Source organism: Mycobacterium dioxanotrophicus, from assembly GCF_002157835.1.
GTDB classification, from domain to species: Bacteria; Actinomycetota; Actinomycetes; order Mycobacteriales; family Mycobacteriaceae; genus Mycobacterium; species Mycobacterium dioxanotrophicus.
This window is the reverse complement of sequence record NZ_CP020809.1, coordinates 6,113,862-6,129,554: the sequence shown is the minus strand read 5'-3', so window position 1 is coordinate 6,129,554 and position 15,693 is coordinate 6,113,862. Positions and strand designations below refer to the sequence as shown.

The following is a 15,693-nucleotide window of genomic DNA, read 5'->3' as shown; positions in this document are numbered from 1 at the left end:
CGCGAGACAGTTGTAGTTTCACAATGGTTGTGTGAATACAACCATTGGCGTCCTCAGCGCCCGGCGCAAGGCGATCATCCTGATCTCCTGCTGCCTCAGCCTGCTGATCGTGTCGATGGACGTCACCATCGTCAACGTCGCCATTCCGAGCATCCGGTCCAGTTTCGACGCCTCACCCTCGCAGCTGCAATGGGTGATCGACGTGTACACGCTGGTGCTGGCCTCGCTGCTACTGCTGGCCGGGGCGATGGCCGACCGGTTCGGCCGGCGACGCACCTTTCAGGTGGGACTGGCCGTCTTCGCGCTGGCCTCTCTGCTGTGCAGCCTGGCGCCCAACATCGAATTGCTCATCGCGGCCCGGTTCCTGCAGGCCATCGGCGGCTCGATGCTCAACCCGGTCGCCATGTCGATCATCACGCAGGTGTTCACCGGCCGCGTCGAACGCGCCCGCGCCATCGGCGTGTGGGGCGGCGTGGTCGGCATCGCGATGGCACTGGGCCCCATCGTCGGCGGCGTCCTGATCGATTACGTCGGCTGGCGCTCGGTGTTCTGGATCAACGTGCCCATCTGCGCCCTGGCCATCCTGCTGACCGCGATCTTCGTGCCGGAGTCGAAATCCTCGACGATGCGCGACGTCGACCCGATCGGTCAGGCGCTGGGCGTGGCGTTCCTGTTCGGCGTCGTCTTCGTGCTGATCGAGGGCCCGGGCTTCGGCTGGACCGACCCCCGCACGCTCGGTGTGGCCGCGGCCGCCCTGATCGCCTTCGCCGGCTTCCTGCGGTACGAGGCGCGCCGCCGCGACCCGTTCATCGATCTGCGGTTCTTCCGCAGCGTCCCGTTCGCGTCGGCCACCCTGGTCGCGGTGTGCTCGTTCGCCGCATACGGCGCCTTCCTGTTCATGATGTCGCTGTATCTGCAGGAGGAGCGGGGCTATTCGGCCGTGCACACCGGCCTGATCTATCTCCCGGTCGCCGTTGGTGCGCTGATCTTTTCGCCCCTGTCGGGGCGTCTGGTGGGTCGGTTCGGCAGCCGGCCGTCGCTGCTGTTGGCCGGCACGACGCTCACCGTGGCGACGCTCATGCTGGCTCGGCTGACGGCCCACACCCCGCTGTGGCAGCTGCTGGTCGTCTTCGCGGTGTTCGGCGTCGGCTTCGCCGTGGTCAACGCCCCGATCACCACGGCGGCGGTCAGCGGCATGCCGCTGGACCGGGCAGGCGCTGCGTCTGCGGTTGCCTCCACCAGCCGCCAGGTCGGTGTCAGCGTCGGTGTGGCGCTGTGCGGTTCGGTGGCGGGAACGGCACTGGCGACCCCCGGAGCCGATTTCGCGGTCGCGGCCCGGCCGCTGTGGTTCGTCTGCGCCGCACTGAGTTTGGTGATCGTGGTGCTCGGTATCGTGTCGACCTCGCCGCGGGCATTGCGGTCGGCCGACAGACTCGCCCCACTGATCGGTGAACATCACCGTCCGTCGGAGGTGGCCCATGTCGGCTGAACAGCTGCCGATGCCCGGCGCGCAGACCGCCGCCGATGAGGTGTGGCGGGCGTTGACCGCCTTGGTGTTCGACAACCGCGACAGTTGGAAGCGTGCGGTGATCGAACGCAGCGGCCTGCCGTTCAGCCGCATCCGGATCCTGCGGCGGTTGGCCCGTCAACCGATGACGGTCAAACAGGTCGCCCACGCCGCGACCGTCGATGCGCCGGCAGCGACCGTCGCGGTCAACGATCTCGAAGAACGCGGCCTGGTGGTCCGCACCGTCGACCCGGCCAACCGGCGCTGCAAGACGGTGTCACTGACCGACGCGGGCCGCGAAGTACTGGAACAGATCGAGGCAGTCGACGACCCGGCACCGGACGTGTTGGCCGGCCTCGACGCCGACGATCTCGATGCCCTGCTGACCATCCTGGCGAAGCTCACGCCGCGCTGACGCTGCCGCGTCAGGACTCCAGCACGGCCATCGCCGCGTTGTGCCCGCCGATGCCCGATACCGCACCGCCGCGGTGGGATCCGGAGCCGCACAGCAGGATTCGATCGTGGGCGGTCGCCACACCCCAGCGGCGGGCCGGGGTGTCCAGTGGCTCGTCCTCCTCGGCGAACGGCCACCGCAACGCGCCGTGGAAGATGTTGCCCGCCGTCATGCCCAGCGCCGCATCCAGATCCACCGTCGTCTTGGCCTCGATGCACAACCGGCCCGCGGAGTCCTCCATCAGGACATCCTGAATCGGTTCGGCCAGAACGGAATTCAGTGAATTCAAGACAGCCGAGGTGAGCCTGTCCCGCATCCGGTCGGGATCGCCGGAGGCCAGCGCATGCGGGGTGTGCAGGCCGAACACCGTCAACGTCTGAGCGCCTGCGGCACGCAGCTGTTCGGACAGGATCGTCGGATCGGTCAGCGAATGACAGTAGATCTCACACGGCAGGGGATCGGGCACGGAGCCGTCGGCGGCCGTCTTGTAGGCGCTGCCCAGCTGGCTGTAGGTCTCGTTGATGTGGAAGGTGCCGCCGAACGCCTGCTGCGGCGTCACGCTGTCGTCGCGCAGCCGCGGCAACCGGTGCAGCATCAGGTTCACCTTCACCTGAGCCCCCGGCGCGGCCGCGGGCGCCGGTTCGCCCAGCAGCCCGGCCAGCACGGTGGGCGTCACGTTGGCCAGCACCACGTCGGCCTCGACCCGTTGCGCGGCCCCATCCTTGCGGTACCGCACCTCGCCATCCGGGTTGACCGCGTAAACGTCTGCACCGGTGACGATTTCGGCGCCGAAACCGGCCGCGGCGGCGGCCAGCGCCCCGGTCACCGCACCCATGCCGCCGATCGGCACGTCCCAGTCGCCGGTGCCGCCGCCGACCAGGTGGTAGAGGAAGCAGATGTTCTGGATCAGAGACGGATCGTCCACGTCGGCGAACGTGCCGATGAGGGCGTCGGTGGCCAGCACGCCGCGCACCAGATCGTTGTCGACGGCGTCGGTGATGGCTGTGCCGATCGGCCGGTCGACCAGCGCCTCCCAGGCCGCCTCGGCGTCGCTGTCCTGGCCGGTCAGCACCTGGCTGCGCAGCTCGGCCCGGGTGCACAGCGGCTGCAGCAGGGTGGGCCAGATCCGCTTGGTGATGAGGGACGCGCGGCGGTAGAAGTCGTCGAAGCCGGCGGCGTCGGCCTGGGCGCCGATCGCGGCGAAGGTCGAGTTGGGGCCGACGAGCAGACCCGTGCGGCCGCCGGTGGCCGGATCGGGCGTGTACGACGAGTAACTGCGCCGGGCCAGCCGGATGCGGGCGCCCAGATCGTCGATGATGCGCTGCGGCAACAGGCTGACGAGATACGAATAGCGCGACAACCGGGCGTCGACCCCGTCGAACGCGTGGGCGGACACCGCCGCCCCGCCCACATGGTCGAGGCGTTCGAGCACCTGGACCCGACGTCCGGCACGGGCCAGGTACGCCGCGGCCACCAAGCCGTTGTGCCCACCGCCGACCACGACGGCGTCGAATCGTTTCTCACTCATCGCACTCGCCTTGTCAGCCTCGGTAGCCTTCGACCTCGTCGGCCGGACGCACTCTGGCCTCGCCAGGGTCCTGCCCGGTCTCCCGCAACGCGCGGCGCTGCCGCAGCAGATCCCAGCATTGGTCGAGGGCTACCTCCAGCGACTGCAGCCGCTGGCGCTCCTCGGTCTCGTCGATCTCTCTGCGCTGCAGCTTGCCCCGCAGCTCCTGCTCCTCGGCGACGAGTCGGTGAACTTCGGCGAGGATGTCCTGATCTTTGGCCACCTGGCCAGTCTGCCCGACTACGGTTGGTCCGGTGAGTACAAAACCTGAGATCGAATTTCCGGACGGCCCGGCCCCCGCCGAACTTGTGATCACCGACCTGGTGGTCGGCGACGGTGCCGAGGCGGTGCCCGGCGGAAACGTCGAGGTGCACTATGTCGGCGTCGAGTACGACACCGGCGAGGAATTCGACAGCTCGTGGAATCGTGGCGAGTCGATCGAGTTCCCGCTGCGCGGGCTGATCCAGGGCTGGCAGGACGGCATCCCGGGCATGCGGGTCGGCGGACGTCGCAAGCTGGTGATCCCGCCGGCGCAGGCATACGGCCCGGCCGGCTCCGGGCACCGGCTGTCGGGTAAGACGCTCATCTTCGTCATCGATTTGCTCGCCGTTCGCTGACCGTGCCCGCGCAGGGCTAGTGCGGCCCCGGCAGACGCAGTACCAGCCGGGCGCCGCCCAGCGGGCTCATCTCCAAAGCGGCTGTCCCGCCGTGCAGTTCGGCCTGTTGGGCCACCAGCGCCAGGCCGAGGCCCGAGCCCGAGCGCGACGCTGTCGACCCTCGCGAGAACCGGTCGAACACCACGGTTCGTTCTTCCTCGGGTACCCCCACACCGTCGTCGTCGACGGCGATCTGGACCCCGGCGCGTGAGCTGACGGCGGACAGCTGCACCCGGGTCGCCCCGCCGTGTTTGACCGCGTTGGCGATGGCGTTGTCCACGGCGAGCCGCAGGCCGGTCGGCAGGCCCACGATGATCACCGTCGGCGTCGGGGCTTGGGACACATCGAGTTCCGGGTACACCCGCCTGGCGTCGTGGGCCGCCCGGTCGAGCAGCTCGGTGATGTCGACGGTGACGTGGTCGTCGGTGGTGGTGAGCTCGCCCTGCGCCAACCGTTCCAGCGCGCCCAGCGTCGCCTCGATCCGCGACTGGGTGCGGATGACGTCGTTCACCACTTCCTTGCGCTGCTCGTCGGGTAGGTCGAGGGTGGCCAGTACTTCCAGATTGGTGCGCATCGCGGTGAGTGGTGTGCGCAGCTCGTGGGCGGACACCGCCGCGAAGTCGCGTGCCGAGGCCAGCGCGGCCTTGGTGCGGTCCTGCTCGGACCAGATGCGCTGGAGCATGCCGTTGACGGCGTCGGCGATCTCGACGGCTTCGGTGGCTCCGCGGACCTCGACGTCGGGTGCCTCGTCGCCTGCGTCGATCTGCCGGGTCTGCTGGGCCAGCCGTTTGAGCGGCCGCACCGCGAAAGCGGCCAGCACCCAACCCAGTACGGTCGCCGCGCTGATGGCGAACACACAGATCACGATGACCCGGCGGTGCAGGTTGTTGGTGTCGGCGATGGTGGCGTCGTACGTCGCGCCGACCGCGACCCACATGGGCCCGGGGGCGGGGATCTGCACCGTGCGCACGCGCCAGCGCACGCCGTCGATTTCGGTGTCGGCGTAGCCCGCCGGGAGCTCGGGCAGGATCACCGACGAGTTCGAGGTGACGGCGCCGGCCTGCCGGACGGTGATGACGGCGTCCTGTTCGCTGGGGGAGCGCGGGATTTCGTGCAGGCCGCGCGGGAGGAACGGCACGGCGAATCCGGCTGCCTCGTCGAGGCGACGGTCCAGCCGCTCCTTGCGGTCGTTGGTGATACCGACCCACACGATGGTGCCGACGATGATGACGACGATGGCCGCGCCAATCGCCGTCGCGAACGCCACCCGGGTCCGCAGCGACGGGGTGCGGCGGAAGATCCGGGTGAGCAGACTCATGGCTGTCGATTCCTCGCGCAAGCGCTCGTCATGGCTATCTACTGGGTCCTCAGCACGAAGCCCACGCCGCGCACGGTGTGCAGCAGCCTCGGCGCGCCACCGGCCTCCAGCTTGCGGCGCAGATATCCGATGAAGACGTCGACCACGTTGGTGTCGGCGGCGAAGTCGTAGCCCCACACCAGTTCCAGCAGCTGGGCGCGCGACAGCACTGCGGTCTTGTGTTCGGCGAGCACCGCGAGCAGGTCGAATTCCCGCTTGGTCAGGTCCACGTCGACCCCGTTGACCCGCGCGCGCCTACCGGGGATGTCCACTTCGAGCGGACCGACCTGGATGGTCTCCGACGAGAACGTCGCCGACGAGCCGCGCCGGCGCAGCAGGGCCTTGACCCGGGCGACCAACTCGGCCAGCACGAACGGCTTCACGAGGTAGTCGTCCGCGCCCGCCTCGAGTCCGGCGACGCGGTCGTCGACGCTGCTGCGCGCCGAAAGTACGCACACCGGAACGTCGTTGTCCATGGCGCGCAGGGCCGTCACCACGCTCACGCCGTCGAGCACAGGCATGTTGATGTCGAGCACGATGGCGTCGGGCCGGGTTTCGGTGGCGCTGCGCAGTGCTTCGGCGCCGTCGACTGCCGTCGACACGTCGAACCCGGACAGCCGCAATCCACGCTCCAACGAGGCGAGAACGTCGGGGTCGTCATCCACCACGAGCACTCGGGGGGAGCCCCCACCGGCAGAACTGTCCATGCCCGCCATCTTGCCCGATGACGTACTCCGATTGGCGCAGGCACGTCTGGCAGACACCATTGGGTGCTAGCATCCGGCCCTTATGCTGCCTGTGTCGCCGCGGGTCATCGTCCAACCCGATGACGGTGTGCAACCGGTCCTGGACTTCGTCTCCTCCGCGCAGAACTCTCTGCTCATAAAACAGTTCACGTTCACCGAGCCGTCGTTGGTGGCCGCGGTGATCGACCGGCACCGGGCGGGGGTTGCCGTGCGGGTGATGCTGAACCCGCAGCGCTCGGGTGGGGACCGTGCGAATGACGAGACGTTCGAACAACTCTCCGCTGCCGGGGTGAACGTCCAGTGGTCCAATCCGACGTTCTATGTGACGCACGAGAAGTCGATCGTGGTCGACGAGCAGGCCGCTCTGGTGGCCACTTTCAACTTGTGCGAGAAGTACTTCAGCCTCACCCGCGACTACGGCGTCATCACCACCGACAGCGTGCAGGTGGCACAGATCATCGAGGTGTTCGACGCGGACTGGTCCCATACGGAATGGGAGCCCACGGTGTATCGCGGATTGTTGTGGAGCAACTCGAATTCGCGCTATCACATGGCGAAGTTCATCGACACCGCCGAGCAGCGGCTGCGCATCCAGCACCCCAAGTACGTCGATGCGGTGATCCTCGACCATATCGCCGCGGCGGTGGGCCGCGGCGTCAACGTCCATGTGCTGTGCGGCGGCAGGCACGGCATCAGCGACTGGGACATCCTCGACACCTTCGCCTCACTGCGGACGTTGCGCCGCTTCGGGGTGAAGGTGCGCAAGCAGAAGAACCTGCGGGTGCACGCCAAACTGGTCATCGTCGACGACCATCAGGCCCTGGTGGGTTCGATGAACATCGACCGCAGCGCCTTCGATCTGCGTCGCGAGCTGGGCATCACGGTCGAGGATCCGACGGTCGTCGGGCAACTGAGCGAGGTCTTCGACGCCGACTGGGAAACGTCGCACCATTACGAGCCGCCGGATCCGCTCGACCCCTCGCAGCATCACGAGGACGACTTTCCGCACGACCCGGACCTGGTCCATGAGTGAGCAGCTCGACGCTGGAGTGCAGCGGGTGTCGCTGTTCGAGCTGGCGTGGACGTTCAACCACATCGCGTTGGCCTCGTTCGGCGGCGGGCTCTCGGCCTGGTCGCGCGAGGTGCTGGTGGTCGAGAAGGGCTGGCTCGGCGAGGCCGAGTTCCTCTCGGCGATGACGATGTGCCGCATCCTGCCCGGCGCCAACCAGGTCAACATGGCCGTGTTCGCCGGCACCAAGATGCGCGGTATGGCCGGGGCCGTTGCCGCCGTCGTCGGTTTGTGCGCCATGCCGCTCGTGATCGTGCTGGTGTTGTCGTTCGCGTACTTCCGCTTCAAGGAGGTGCCCGCGGTCAAAGGTGTGCTGCACGGTGCGTCGGCCGCCGCGGTGGCCCTGACCCTGACGATGGTGATCAAGACCGGGCAGAAGTGCTTGACGGGCGTGGTGCCGGTGTTGCTGTTCGCCGGGGCGTTCGTGCTCAACGGCGTGCTGCGGTTCCCGTTGCTGGGGACGCTGGCGATCCTGGCGCCGATCAGCTTGATCTGGGCGTGGCCGCGGGGCGTTCGCGAGAAGCCGGCGGCGTGAACAGCCACTCGCTGGCGACCTATGTGCAGCTCATCGGGCTGTTCGGCATGCTGTCGCTGTTGTCGATCGGCGGCGGCAACGTGGTCCTGCCGGAAATGCACATGCACGCCGTCAACGGCAGGCACTGGCTGACCAACAGCCAGTTCGCCGACCTCTTCTCGATCTCCCAGACCGCGCCCGGCCCGAGCATCCTGATCGTGTCGATGGTCGGCTACGGGGCGGGTCTGCAGGCGGGCGGTATAGCCGCGGCGATCATCGGCGGCGTGGTCTCGATGATCGCGATGGTCCTACCGGCTGCGACCTTCGTGTACGTCGTCACGTTGTTCTGGCAGAAGGCCGAGCGGTCCAAGCTGCGCCGGGCCGTCGAGAAGGGGTTCGCGCCGCTGACCGTCGGCCTGATCCTGGCGACCTCGCTCGTGATGAGCCGCGCCGCCGACCATGACTGGCGGGCGTACACCGTCACCGCGATCTGTACTGCGATCTTCCTGCTCACCAAGACAAACCCGCTGATCGTGGTGGCCGCGGCGGGGGTGATCGGCTACTTCGGTTTCATCTGAGCCACACCCGGGAAGTCGTTGACCTCATCAATTGTTGAGGTTCTACGGTGAGGCACATGAGTATGGAATCGGTGGCGCGGCAGACGCTGTACCGGCAGGCGCATGCCCGCGGTGGCGGGGACCTGCGCGCACTGGCGGACAAACGGCTGTTGGCGCGTATCTGGCGGTTCGCCGCACGTCACCACCGCAGGCTGGGGTGGTTCGTCGCGATCAGTGTGGTCAGTGCGTTGCTGACGGTGACGACGCCGGTGCTGGCCGGGCGCGTGGTCGACGCGATCACCCGCGGCGGCCCGTCGTCTGCGGTGGTCCTGTTGGCCGTGGTGATCGCGGCGGTGGCGTTGGCCGAGGCGGTGGTGTCGCTGGTGACGCGGTGGCTGTCGTCGAACATCGGGGAGGGCCTGATCCTGGATCTGCGCACGGCGGTGTTCGACCACGTGCAGCGCATGCCTGTGGCGTTCTTCACCCGCACGCGCACCGGGGCGCTGGTGAGCCGATTGGGCAACGACGTGATCGGCGCGCAGCGGGCGTTCTCGGACACGCTGTCGGGCATCGTCGCCAACGTGGTCACCCTGACCCTGACGCTGGCGGTGATGCTGAGCATCTCGTGGCAGATCACGTTGCTGTCGCTGGCGCTGCTGCCGTTGTTCGTGGTGCCTGCCCGCCGCATCGGCAGCCGCATGGCGGGGCTGTCGCGCGAGGCCGCCGCACACAACGCGACGATGAATACCCAGATGACAGAACGCTTCTCGGCTCCCGGCGCGACACTGGTGAAGCTGTTCGGCGATCCGGACCGCGAGTCCGACGAGTTCGCGGCGCGCGCCGACCGGGTGCGCGACATCGGGGTGCGCACGGCCATGCTGCAGTCGACGTTCATGAACTCGTTGACCCTCATGTCGGCGCTCGCCCTGGCCGTGGTCTACGGGCTGGGCGGGGTGCTGGCCATCGGCGGGCACCTGCAGGCCGGCGCCGTCGTGTCGCTGGCGCTGCTGCTCACCCGGCTGTATGCGCCACTGACCGCGCTCGCGAACGCGCGGGTCGAAATCGCCAGTGCGCTGGTGTCTTTCGAGCGGGTTTTCGAGGTGCTCGACCTGGTGCCGCTGATCGCCGAGAAGCCGCATGCCGTTTCGGTGCCCGACGGCCCTGTCGCGGTCGAGTTCGACGACGTCCGGTTCTCCTATCCATCGGCGGACAAAGTGTCGCTGGCATCGCTCGAGGAGGTTGCGACGCTCGATGACCGCGGCGGCGACGAAGTGCTGCACGGCATTTCGTTCAGCGCGGCGCCCGGGCAGATGGTGGCGCTGGTCGGTTCGTCAGGCGCGGGCAAGTCGACCATCGCGTCGCTGCTGGGCCGGCTCTACGACGTCGACAGCGGCTCGATCACCCTCAACGGTGTCGACGTCCGTGACGTGACGTTCGCGTCGCTCAAGGACACCGTCGGCATGGTGACCCAGGACGGGCATCTGTTTCACGAGTCGATCCGGTCCAACCTGAAGTTGGCCGCCCCGCACGCGTCCGACGAACAGCTCTGGGAGGCCCTGCGCCGGGCCCGGCTCGACGATGTCGTCGCGGCGATGCCCGACGGGTTGGACACAGTTGTCGGTGAGCGGGGATACCGTCTGTCAGGAGGACAGCGGCAGCGGTTGACCATCGCACGCCTGCTGTTGGGGCGATCACGGGTGGTGGTACTGGATGAGGCGACGGCATCGCTGGACACCGCCTCGGAGGCCGCCGTGCAGCACGCTCTGGCCGAGGCGCTCGACGGCCGCACCTCACTGGTCATCGCCCACCGATTGTCGACGGTGCGGGCCGCCGATCTCATCCTCGTCGTCGAGGACGGACGCATCGTCGAACGCGGCACCCACGAACAGCTGCTGGCCCGCGACGGTCGGTACGCCGAGTTGTACTACACGCAGTTCGCCGATGACGCTGTAACGGCCGCGTGAAGTAAATCGATTGCAACAGATGGGAAAATTGGGAACTGGTGACTGAATCCGCGACAGATGCTCTTCGATCCGCGCCCGCGATAGCTCCGCGCCGGGCGCGAGTTCGTGGCAGCTCGGATCTGTGGCGGCTGCTGCCGTATCTCCTGCCGTACCGCACGCGCTGGGTCTGGATGCTCGTGGTCGCGGTGGTCAGCCTGGGCGCCACGGTGGCGATTCCGCTGATGACCAAGGCTGTGATCGACGGTCCGGTACGCCATCAGGATCAGCACGGGCTGTGGCTGCTCGGCGCGGCCGCGATGGGTATCGGCATCTCCGAGGCAGTGCTGTGGTTCATCCGGCGCTGGCTGGTGGCGCGGGCCACCATGGGCGTCGAAGCCGACATCCGCAAGGACCTCTACGCGCGGCTGCAGGTGCTGCCGATGAGTTTCCACGGTCGCTGGCAGTCCGGGCAGCTGTTGTCGCGGGTCATGAACGATCTGTCCACCATCCGCCGGTTCCTGTCGTTCGGGCTGGTGTTCCTGATCCTCAACGCCCTGCAGATAGTCGTGGTGACCTCGATCCTGCTGGCCATGTACTGGCCGCTCGGGGTCGTGGTGGTGGTGTCCATCGTGCCGATCGCGGCCACCGTGCTGCATTTCGAACGCGAGTACACCCGGCTGTCGCGGCTGGCGCAGGACCAGACCGGCCATGTCGCAACACATGTCGAGGAATCCGCATTGGGCATGCGGGTGGTTAAGTCCTTCGGCCGCGAGGACTACACCTACGACCGGTTCGACCAACAGGCCACCCGGCTGCACGACACTCAGGTCGACCGGGTGACGGTGTCGGCGAACTTCTGGACCCTGCTCGAGGTCATCCCCAACCTGACGCTCATCGTCGTGCTCGGTCTCGGCGCGTATGCCGCCGGCCACGGCTACGTCACCATGGGCACGCTGGTCGCGTTCATCACGATGATGCTGTCGCTGGTGTGGCCCATCGCGTCGCTGGGTTTCCTGCTGTCGATGACCCAGGAATCGTTCACCGCGGCCAACCGCATCGCCGAGATCTTCGATGCGCCACGGGAGATCACCGACGGTCCGCATGACGTGGCACTGCACGGTGGCCGGCTCGAGCTGCGTGACGTCGGTTTCCGGTTCCCCGACAGCGACGCGTGGGTGCTGCGGCACGTCGACCTGACCGTCGAGCCGGGTGAGACCGTGGCGCTGGTCGGTGCGACGGGTTCGGGCAAGTCGGTGCTGGCCGCGTTGTTCTCCCGGCTCTACGACGTCACCGAGGGGCAGATCCTCATCGACGGCAAGGACATCCGCGAGCTGAGCCTGCCTGCGCTGCGCGCGACGGTGGCCACCGCATTCGAGGATCCGACGCTGTTCTCCATGTCGGTGGCCGAGAACCTGCGGCTGGGACGCCCACGCGCGACCGACGAGGAACTCGCGCAGGCCATCGACGTCGCGGCCGCGCAGTTCGTCTACGATCTGCCGTTCGGCCTCGACACCCGCATCGGCGAGCAGGGCATGAGCCTGTCTGGTGGTCAGCGGCAACGGCTTTCGCTGGCCCGCGCGATCCTGGCCGGGCCGAAGATCCTGGTGCTCGACGACACGCTGTCGGCGCTCGACGTGCACACCGAGGCGGCCGTGACCGAGGCGCTCGGCCGCATCCTGCGCGACGTCACCGGCATCGTGGTCGCCCACCGGGCGTCGACGGTGTTGCTGGCGGACAGGGTCGCCCTGTTACAGCAGGGCACCATCACGCACGTCGGCACGCATGCCGACCTGCTGGCCGAGGTGCCGCAGTACCGGTACCTGCTGGCCGCCGACGACGATGCGGTGACCGTGGGAGGTGGCAGCCGATGACCGCGGTCGAGACCGAAAGCTGGCGCGGGCGCGTCAAGGACGACGCCGACGACGATCTGCCCATCGACGAGAGTGTGCCGCGGCGCCGCGAGGCGCGGGCCCTGCTCGGCTCGCTGTTGCGGCCGTACCGGTGGACCGTTGCCGTGCTGGCGCTGGTCGTCGTGGTGGAAAACGCTGCGCGCCTGGCTGTCCCGCTGCTCGTGCAGCGCGGCATCGACCGCGGCATACCGCCCATCGTCGCGGGCGGCCCGGCGCACGAGCTGATGGTCATCGTCGGTGTGCTGTGCGCGGTGGTCGTGGTGCAGGCGATCAGCCGGATGTTCTTCCTGCGCCGCTCCGGCCGGATCGGGCAGAAGGTGCTACTGGAACTGCGCCGCCGCGTGTTCCGGCATTTCCAGCGTCTCGATGTCGCCTTCCACGACCGCTACACGTCAGGCCGGGTGGTCAGCCGCTCGACCAACGACGTCGAGGCCATCCAGGACATGCTGGAGACCGGTTTCGACAGCCTGATCACCGCGGTGTTGACGCTCTTCGGCACGGCGGTGCTGCTGGTGGCACTGGACTGGCGGCTGGGCCTGATGTGCCTGGCGGCCTTTCCGATCCTGGTGGCCCTGGTGTGGTGGTTCCGCAACGAGTCGGCCAAGACCTACCGGCTCGTGCGGGAAAGCGCCGCACTGGTGATCGTGCAGTTCGTCGAGACCATGACGGGCATCAAGGCCGTGCAGGCCTACCGCCGGGAGCCGCGCAACCAGGAGATCTTCTCCGACATCGCCGACGGCTACCGCGCGATCAACGAGAAGACGTTCAAGCTGCTGGCCGTCTTTATGCCGGGCGTCAAACTCGTCGGCAACATCACCACGGGTGTGGTGCTGCTCTACGGCGGTTACCGGGTGCTGCACGGGCAGATGACGGTCGGCACACTCGCCGCGTTCCTGCTGTACCTGCGGATGTTCTTCGAGCCGATGCAGGAGATCTCGCAGTTCTTCAACACCTTCCAGTCGGCGTCGTCGGCCTTGGAGAAGCTGGCAGGCGTGCTGGCCGAGCGGCCCGGCATCGCCGACCCGCGCCGGCCGGTGAAGCTGGCGAATGTCAAGGGCGACATCGAGTTCCGCGACGTGACCTTCGCCTACGCGCCGGGCCGAACCGTGCTGCCCGGGCTCGAGCTGCGGGTGCCTGCGGGGCAGACGGTTGCCTTGGTGGGCACCACCGGGGCGGGTAAGACCACCATCGCCAAGCTGATCGCCCGGTTCTACGATCCGACCTCGGGTGCGGTGACGCTCGACGGCGTGGACCTGCGTGACCTCTCGCAGTCCGAGCTGCGCAGGCACATCGTGATGGTCACGCAGGAGAACTTCATGTTCGAGGGCACGGTGGCCGACAACATCCGGTTCGGGCGCCCCGATGCCACCGACGCGCAGGTGCGGGCCGCCGCCACCGCGGTGGGTGCCGACCGGTTCATCGACGCGTTGCCCGACGGATATGACACCGATGTCGCCAAGCGCGGCGGCCGGCTCTCGGCGGGGCAACGCCAGCTGGTGGCGTTCGCCCGGGCGTTCCTGGCCGACCCGGCCGTGCTGATCCTCGACGAGGCCACCTCGTCACTGGATGTCCCCAGCGAGCGAATGGTGCAGCGCGCGTTGGAAACCGTGCTGGCCGACCGCACCGCACTCGTGATCGCTCACCGGTTGTCCACGGTGCAGATCGCCGACCGCGTGCTGGTGCTCGAACACGGCCGCATCGTCGAGGACGGTCCACCGGCCGAGCTGATCGGCCGTGACGGCCACTACGCCAAGCTGCACCGCGCCTGGGTGGACTCGCTCGCCTGAGAGCGGGCCCGCTCAGGGCACTTCGGCAGGGGAGCGGCCGGTGCGCAGCCACACCACGCCGAAGAACACCACGGTGAGCGTCAGCGGTATCAGCCCGACCGCCCAGCTCAGCGGCAGCGGCGGCCCCGGTTGCTTGAGCACGTCGACGGCCAGCTCGCCGGTGCCCTGGCCCTGCGGCCCGTCGATCGTGAATCGCAGCGTCCAGGTGCCCGACGCATCCAGCGACCGCACGTCGAGGCCCCACACGTCACGGTTGCGCGGATGCCGGGCCAGCCGGTCGGTCTCGTCTCGCCCGTCGGGCGCGATCTCGGTGAGCGTGCCCGATTTCCCGGCGATACCGCCTTCGGGTTCGAACGTGAAATCCAGTGACTGCATGGCCCGCAACGGCCAGACGGTGAAGCCGACCGTCACCGGATACGGCCCGACCTGGACATGCTCGGAATGCACCACGAAGTCCAGGGGATCGGCCGCTGCGGTCGGGGCGGCACCGAACCACAGGGCGACCACAGCGCCGACCACGGCGGCGACTTTGCGCGCTCTCACGCCGCGACCACCGCATCGCCGCGCGCGACGGCCGCGGTATTGGCGGCCCGCAACGCCCGCCCCAGCCGCAGAGTAGCGGCGCCCAGGATCGCGGCGATGGCAGCCGAAGCGGCACAGGTGAACACGATGCTGTCACCCGGCGCGTGCCGCATGCCGGATTCGAGCCACCAGGTGATGGCCGCCGCGCCGACGGCGCCGTAACCGGCCAATGCCCATGCGCTGCAACCCTTCCAGCGCAGCAGGCCTTCCACGACGACGCTGAACACCAGCACCGCAGCGGGTATCAGCACCCGCTCGATGGGGAAGCCCAACTCGACGTAGTCACGCAGCGCCAGATCCTGAACATTCGCATACCAGCCGACCGCCCACTGCGCGTACGACCATGTCGCGAGGTTGACCACCAGCGTGAGCACGCCGGTGCCCAGTGCCCCGCCGCGCGGCAGCACCTGCGAACCGAGGAGCACGCATACGACGGGGATCGCGACCCAGGTGACGACGAACCAGTCGATGCTGGTGCCCATGTTGACATCGGCCAGCGCGGTACTGGTGATCGACGCATACGATCCGAACGCTGCTACGGCGGTCATGAAACCCCAACGCCCCCAGCGGTGTTCGCGGGCGGCGGCAAACACGATCGCCGTGCCGATCATCGTGACGCAGATCGAGGTGAGCCAACCCTGGTGCGGTGGGGACGCGATGGTGACGTCGAATCCGTAGAGGCCGTGCCACCATTCGTCCCACAGCCCGTACAGCAAAAACGATGCGGCGGCGACGCCTCCGACGAGATATCCGATCGGGGCGGCGAACACGCCGAGTACCTTGACGGCCCGGCCGCCGACCGTTGGATCGGGAGCCTGGCCGTTGCGCTGCGCGGAGGTGGCGCGCAGCACCATGGTCAGGCTGGTCAGCCCGGCGATCGCGCCGCCGGAGTAGACGAACAGGTGGGGCAGGGTGAAGAAACTGTCCGGTCCGACATCGCCGTGCCACCCGATGTCCCAGGTGAGTCCGCTCAGCGAGATCAGGGTTCCGGCCAGCATCACGAACGCCGCAAACCGTCCCGCTGAATCCGTTTTCGTCATGGGG

The 15,693-nt window shown here is 68.1% G+C and carries 15 protein-coding genes; 9 read left to right on the top strand and 6 right to left on the bottom strand.

Going from position 1 to position 15,693, the window contains the following annotated elements:
• Positions 1-31: 31 nt before the first annotated feature.
• Positions 32-1,489, top strand: a complete 1,458-nt coding sequence (locus BTO20_RS29765; RefSeq protein WP_087079488.1) for an MFS transporter — start codon at positions 32-34, stop codon at positions 1,487-1,489.
• Positions 1,479-1,922, top strand: a complete 444-nt coding sequence (locus BTO20_RS29760; RefSeq protein WP_087079487.1) for a MarR family transcriptional regulator — start codon at positions 1,479-1,481, stop codon at positions 1,920-1,922. The genes BTO20_RS29765 and BTO20_RS29760 overlap by 11 nt, the downstream gene beginning before the upstream one ends.
• Positions 1,923-1,932: 10 nt before the next feature.
• On the opposite strand, the gene BTO20_RS29755 is transcribed toward BTO20_RS29760, so the two are convergent.
• The gene (locus BTO20_RS29755; protein ID WP_087079486.1) at positions 1,933-3,489 is read right to left on the bottom strand and encodes a phytoene desaturase family protein; all 1,557 of its coding nucleotides are present in this window, start codon (positions 3,487-3,489) and stop codon (positions 1,933-1,935) included.
• A 13-nt stretch (positions 3,490-3,502) separates the two neighbouring features.
• Positions 3,503-3,751 carry a DUF2630 family protein gene (locus BTO20_RS29750; protein ID WP_087079485.1) on the bottom strand — a complete coding sequence of 83 codons (249 nt, stop codon included), beginning with the start codon at positions 3,749-3,751 and terminating at the stop codon, positions 3,503-3,505.
• A 31-nt stretch (positions 3,752-3,782) separates the two neighbouring features.
• Between BTO20_RS29750 and BTO20_RS29745 the strand changes: the two genes are divergently transcribed.
• Complete coding sequence (locus BTO20_RS29745) at positions 3,783-4,145, top strand: FKBP-type peptidyl-prolyl cis-trans isomerase (protein ID WP_083165024.1); 363 nt, start codon at positions 3,783-3,785, stop codon at positions 4,143-4,145.
• A gap of 16 nt (positions 4,146-4,161) precedes the next feature.
• Here BTO20_RS29745 and BTO20_RS29740 read toward each other — a convergent pair whose 3' ends face one another.
• Both BTO20_RS29740 and prrA read right to left on the bottom strand, forming a co-directional pair.
• Positions 4,162-5,502: a HAMP domain-containing sensor histidine kinase gene (locus tag BTO20_RS29740; RefSeq protein WP_087079484.1), complete on the bottom strand. Its 1,341-nt coding sequence runs from the start codon at positions 5,500-5,502 to the stop codon at positions 4,162-4,164.
• A 38-nt stretch (positions 5,503-5,540) separates the two neighbouring features.
• Entirely contained in the window at positions 5,541-6,257 is a 717-nt protein-coding gene (gene prrA / locus BTO20_RS29735; protein WP_170064294.1) for a two-component system response regulator PrrA, read from the bottom strand.
• A gap of 73 nt (positions 6,258-6,330) precedes the next feature.
• Here prrA and BTO20_RS29730 point away from each other — a divergent pair, with 73 nt between their 5' ends.
• The 6 genes from BTO20_RS29730 to BTO20_RS29705 are packed head-to-tail and all read left to right on the top strand — an operon-like array spanning position 6,331 to position 14,067.
• Complete coding sequence (locus BTO20_RS29730) at positions 6,331-7,320, top strand: phospholipase D-like domain-containing protein (protein WP_087079483.1); 990 nt, start codon at positions 6,331-6,333, stop codon at positions 7,318-7,320.
• Positions 7,313-7,891 carry a chromate transporter gene (locus tag BTO20_RS29725; RefSeq protein ID WP_087079482.1) on the top strand — a complete coding sequence of 193 codons (579 nt, stop codon included), beginning with the start codon at positions 7,313-7,315 and terminating at the stop codon, positions 7,889-7,891. Before BTO20_RS29730 ends, BTO20_RS29725 begins: the two co-directional genes overlap by 8 nt.
• Positions 7,888-8,448 carry a chromate transporter gene (locus BTO20_RS29720; RefSeq protein ID WP_087082874.1) on the top strand — a complete coding sequence of 187 codons (561 nt, stop codon included), beginning with the start codon at positions 7,888-7,890 and terminating at the stop codon, positions 8,446-8,448. Before BTO20_RS29725 ends, BTO20_RS29720 begins: the two co-directional genes overlap by 4 nt.
• Positions 8,449-8,504: 56 nt before the next feature.
• On the top strand, positions 8,505-10,391 hold the full coding sequence (locus tag BTO20_RS29715; RefSeq protein WP_087079481.1) for an ABC transporter ATP-binding protein: 1,887 nt from the start codon (positions 8,505-8,507) through the stop codon (positions 10,389-10,391).
• A gap of 38 nt (positions 10,392-10,429) precedes the next feature.
• Complete coding sequence (locus BTO20_RS29710) at positions 10,430-12,241, top strand: ABC transporter ATP-binding protein (RefSeq protein ID WP_087079480.1); 1,812 nt, start codon at positions 10,430-10,432, stop codon at positions 12,239-12,241.
• Positions 12,238-14,067: an ABC transporter ATP-binding protein gene (locus BTO20_RS29705; RefSeq protein ID WP_087079479.1), complete on the top strand. Its 1,830-nt coding sequence runs from the start codon at positions 12,238-12,240 to the stop codon at positions 14,065-14,067. The genes BTO20_RS29710 and BTO20_RS29705 overlap by 4 nt, the downstream gene beginning before the upstream one ends.
• 12 nt (positions 14,068-14,079) lie before the next feature.
• On the opposite strand, the gene BTO20_RS29700 is transcribed toward BTO20_RS29705, so the two are convergent.
• Positions 14,080-14,610 carry a hypothetical protein gene (locus BTO20_RS29700; RefSeq protein WP_087079478.1) on the bottom strand — a complete coding sequence of 177 codons (531 nt, stop codon included), beginning with the start codon at positions 14,608-14,610 and terminating at the stop codon, positions 14,080-14,082.
• Positions 14,607-15,689 (bottom strand): hypothetical protein, encoded by a 1,083-nt coding sequence (locus BTO20_RS29695; RefSeq protein WP_087079477.1) that lies wholly within the window; start codon positions 15,687-15,689, stop codon positions 14,607-14,609. Before BTO20_RS29695 ends, BTO20_RS29700 begins: the two co-directional genes overlap by 4 nt.
• Positions 15,690-15,693: the final 4 nt, after the last annotated feature.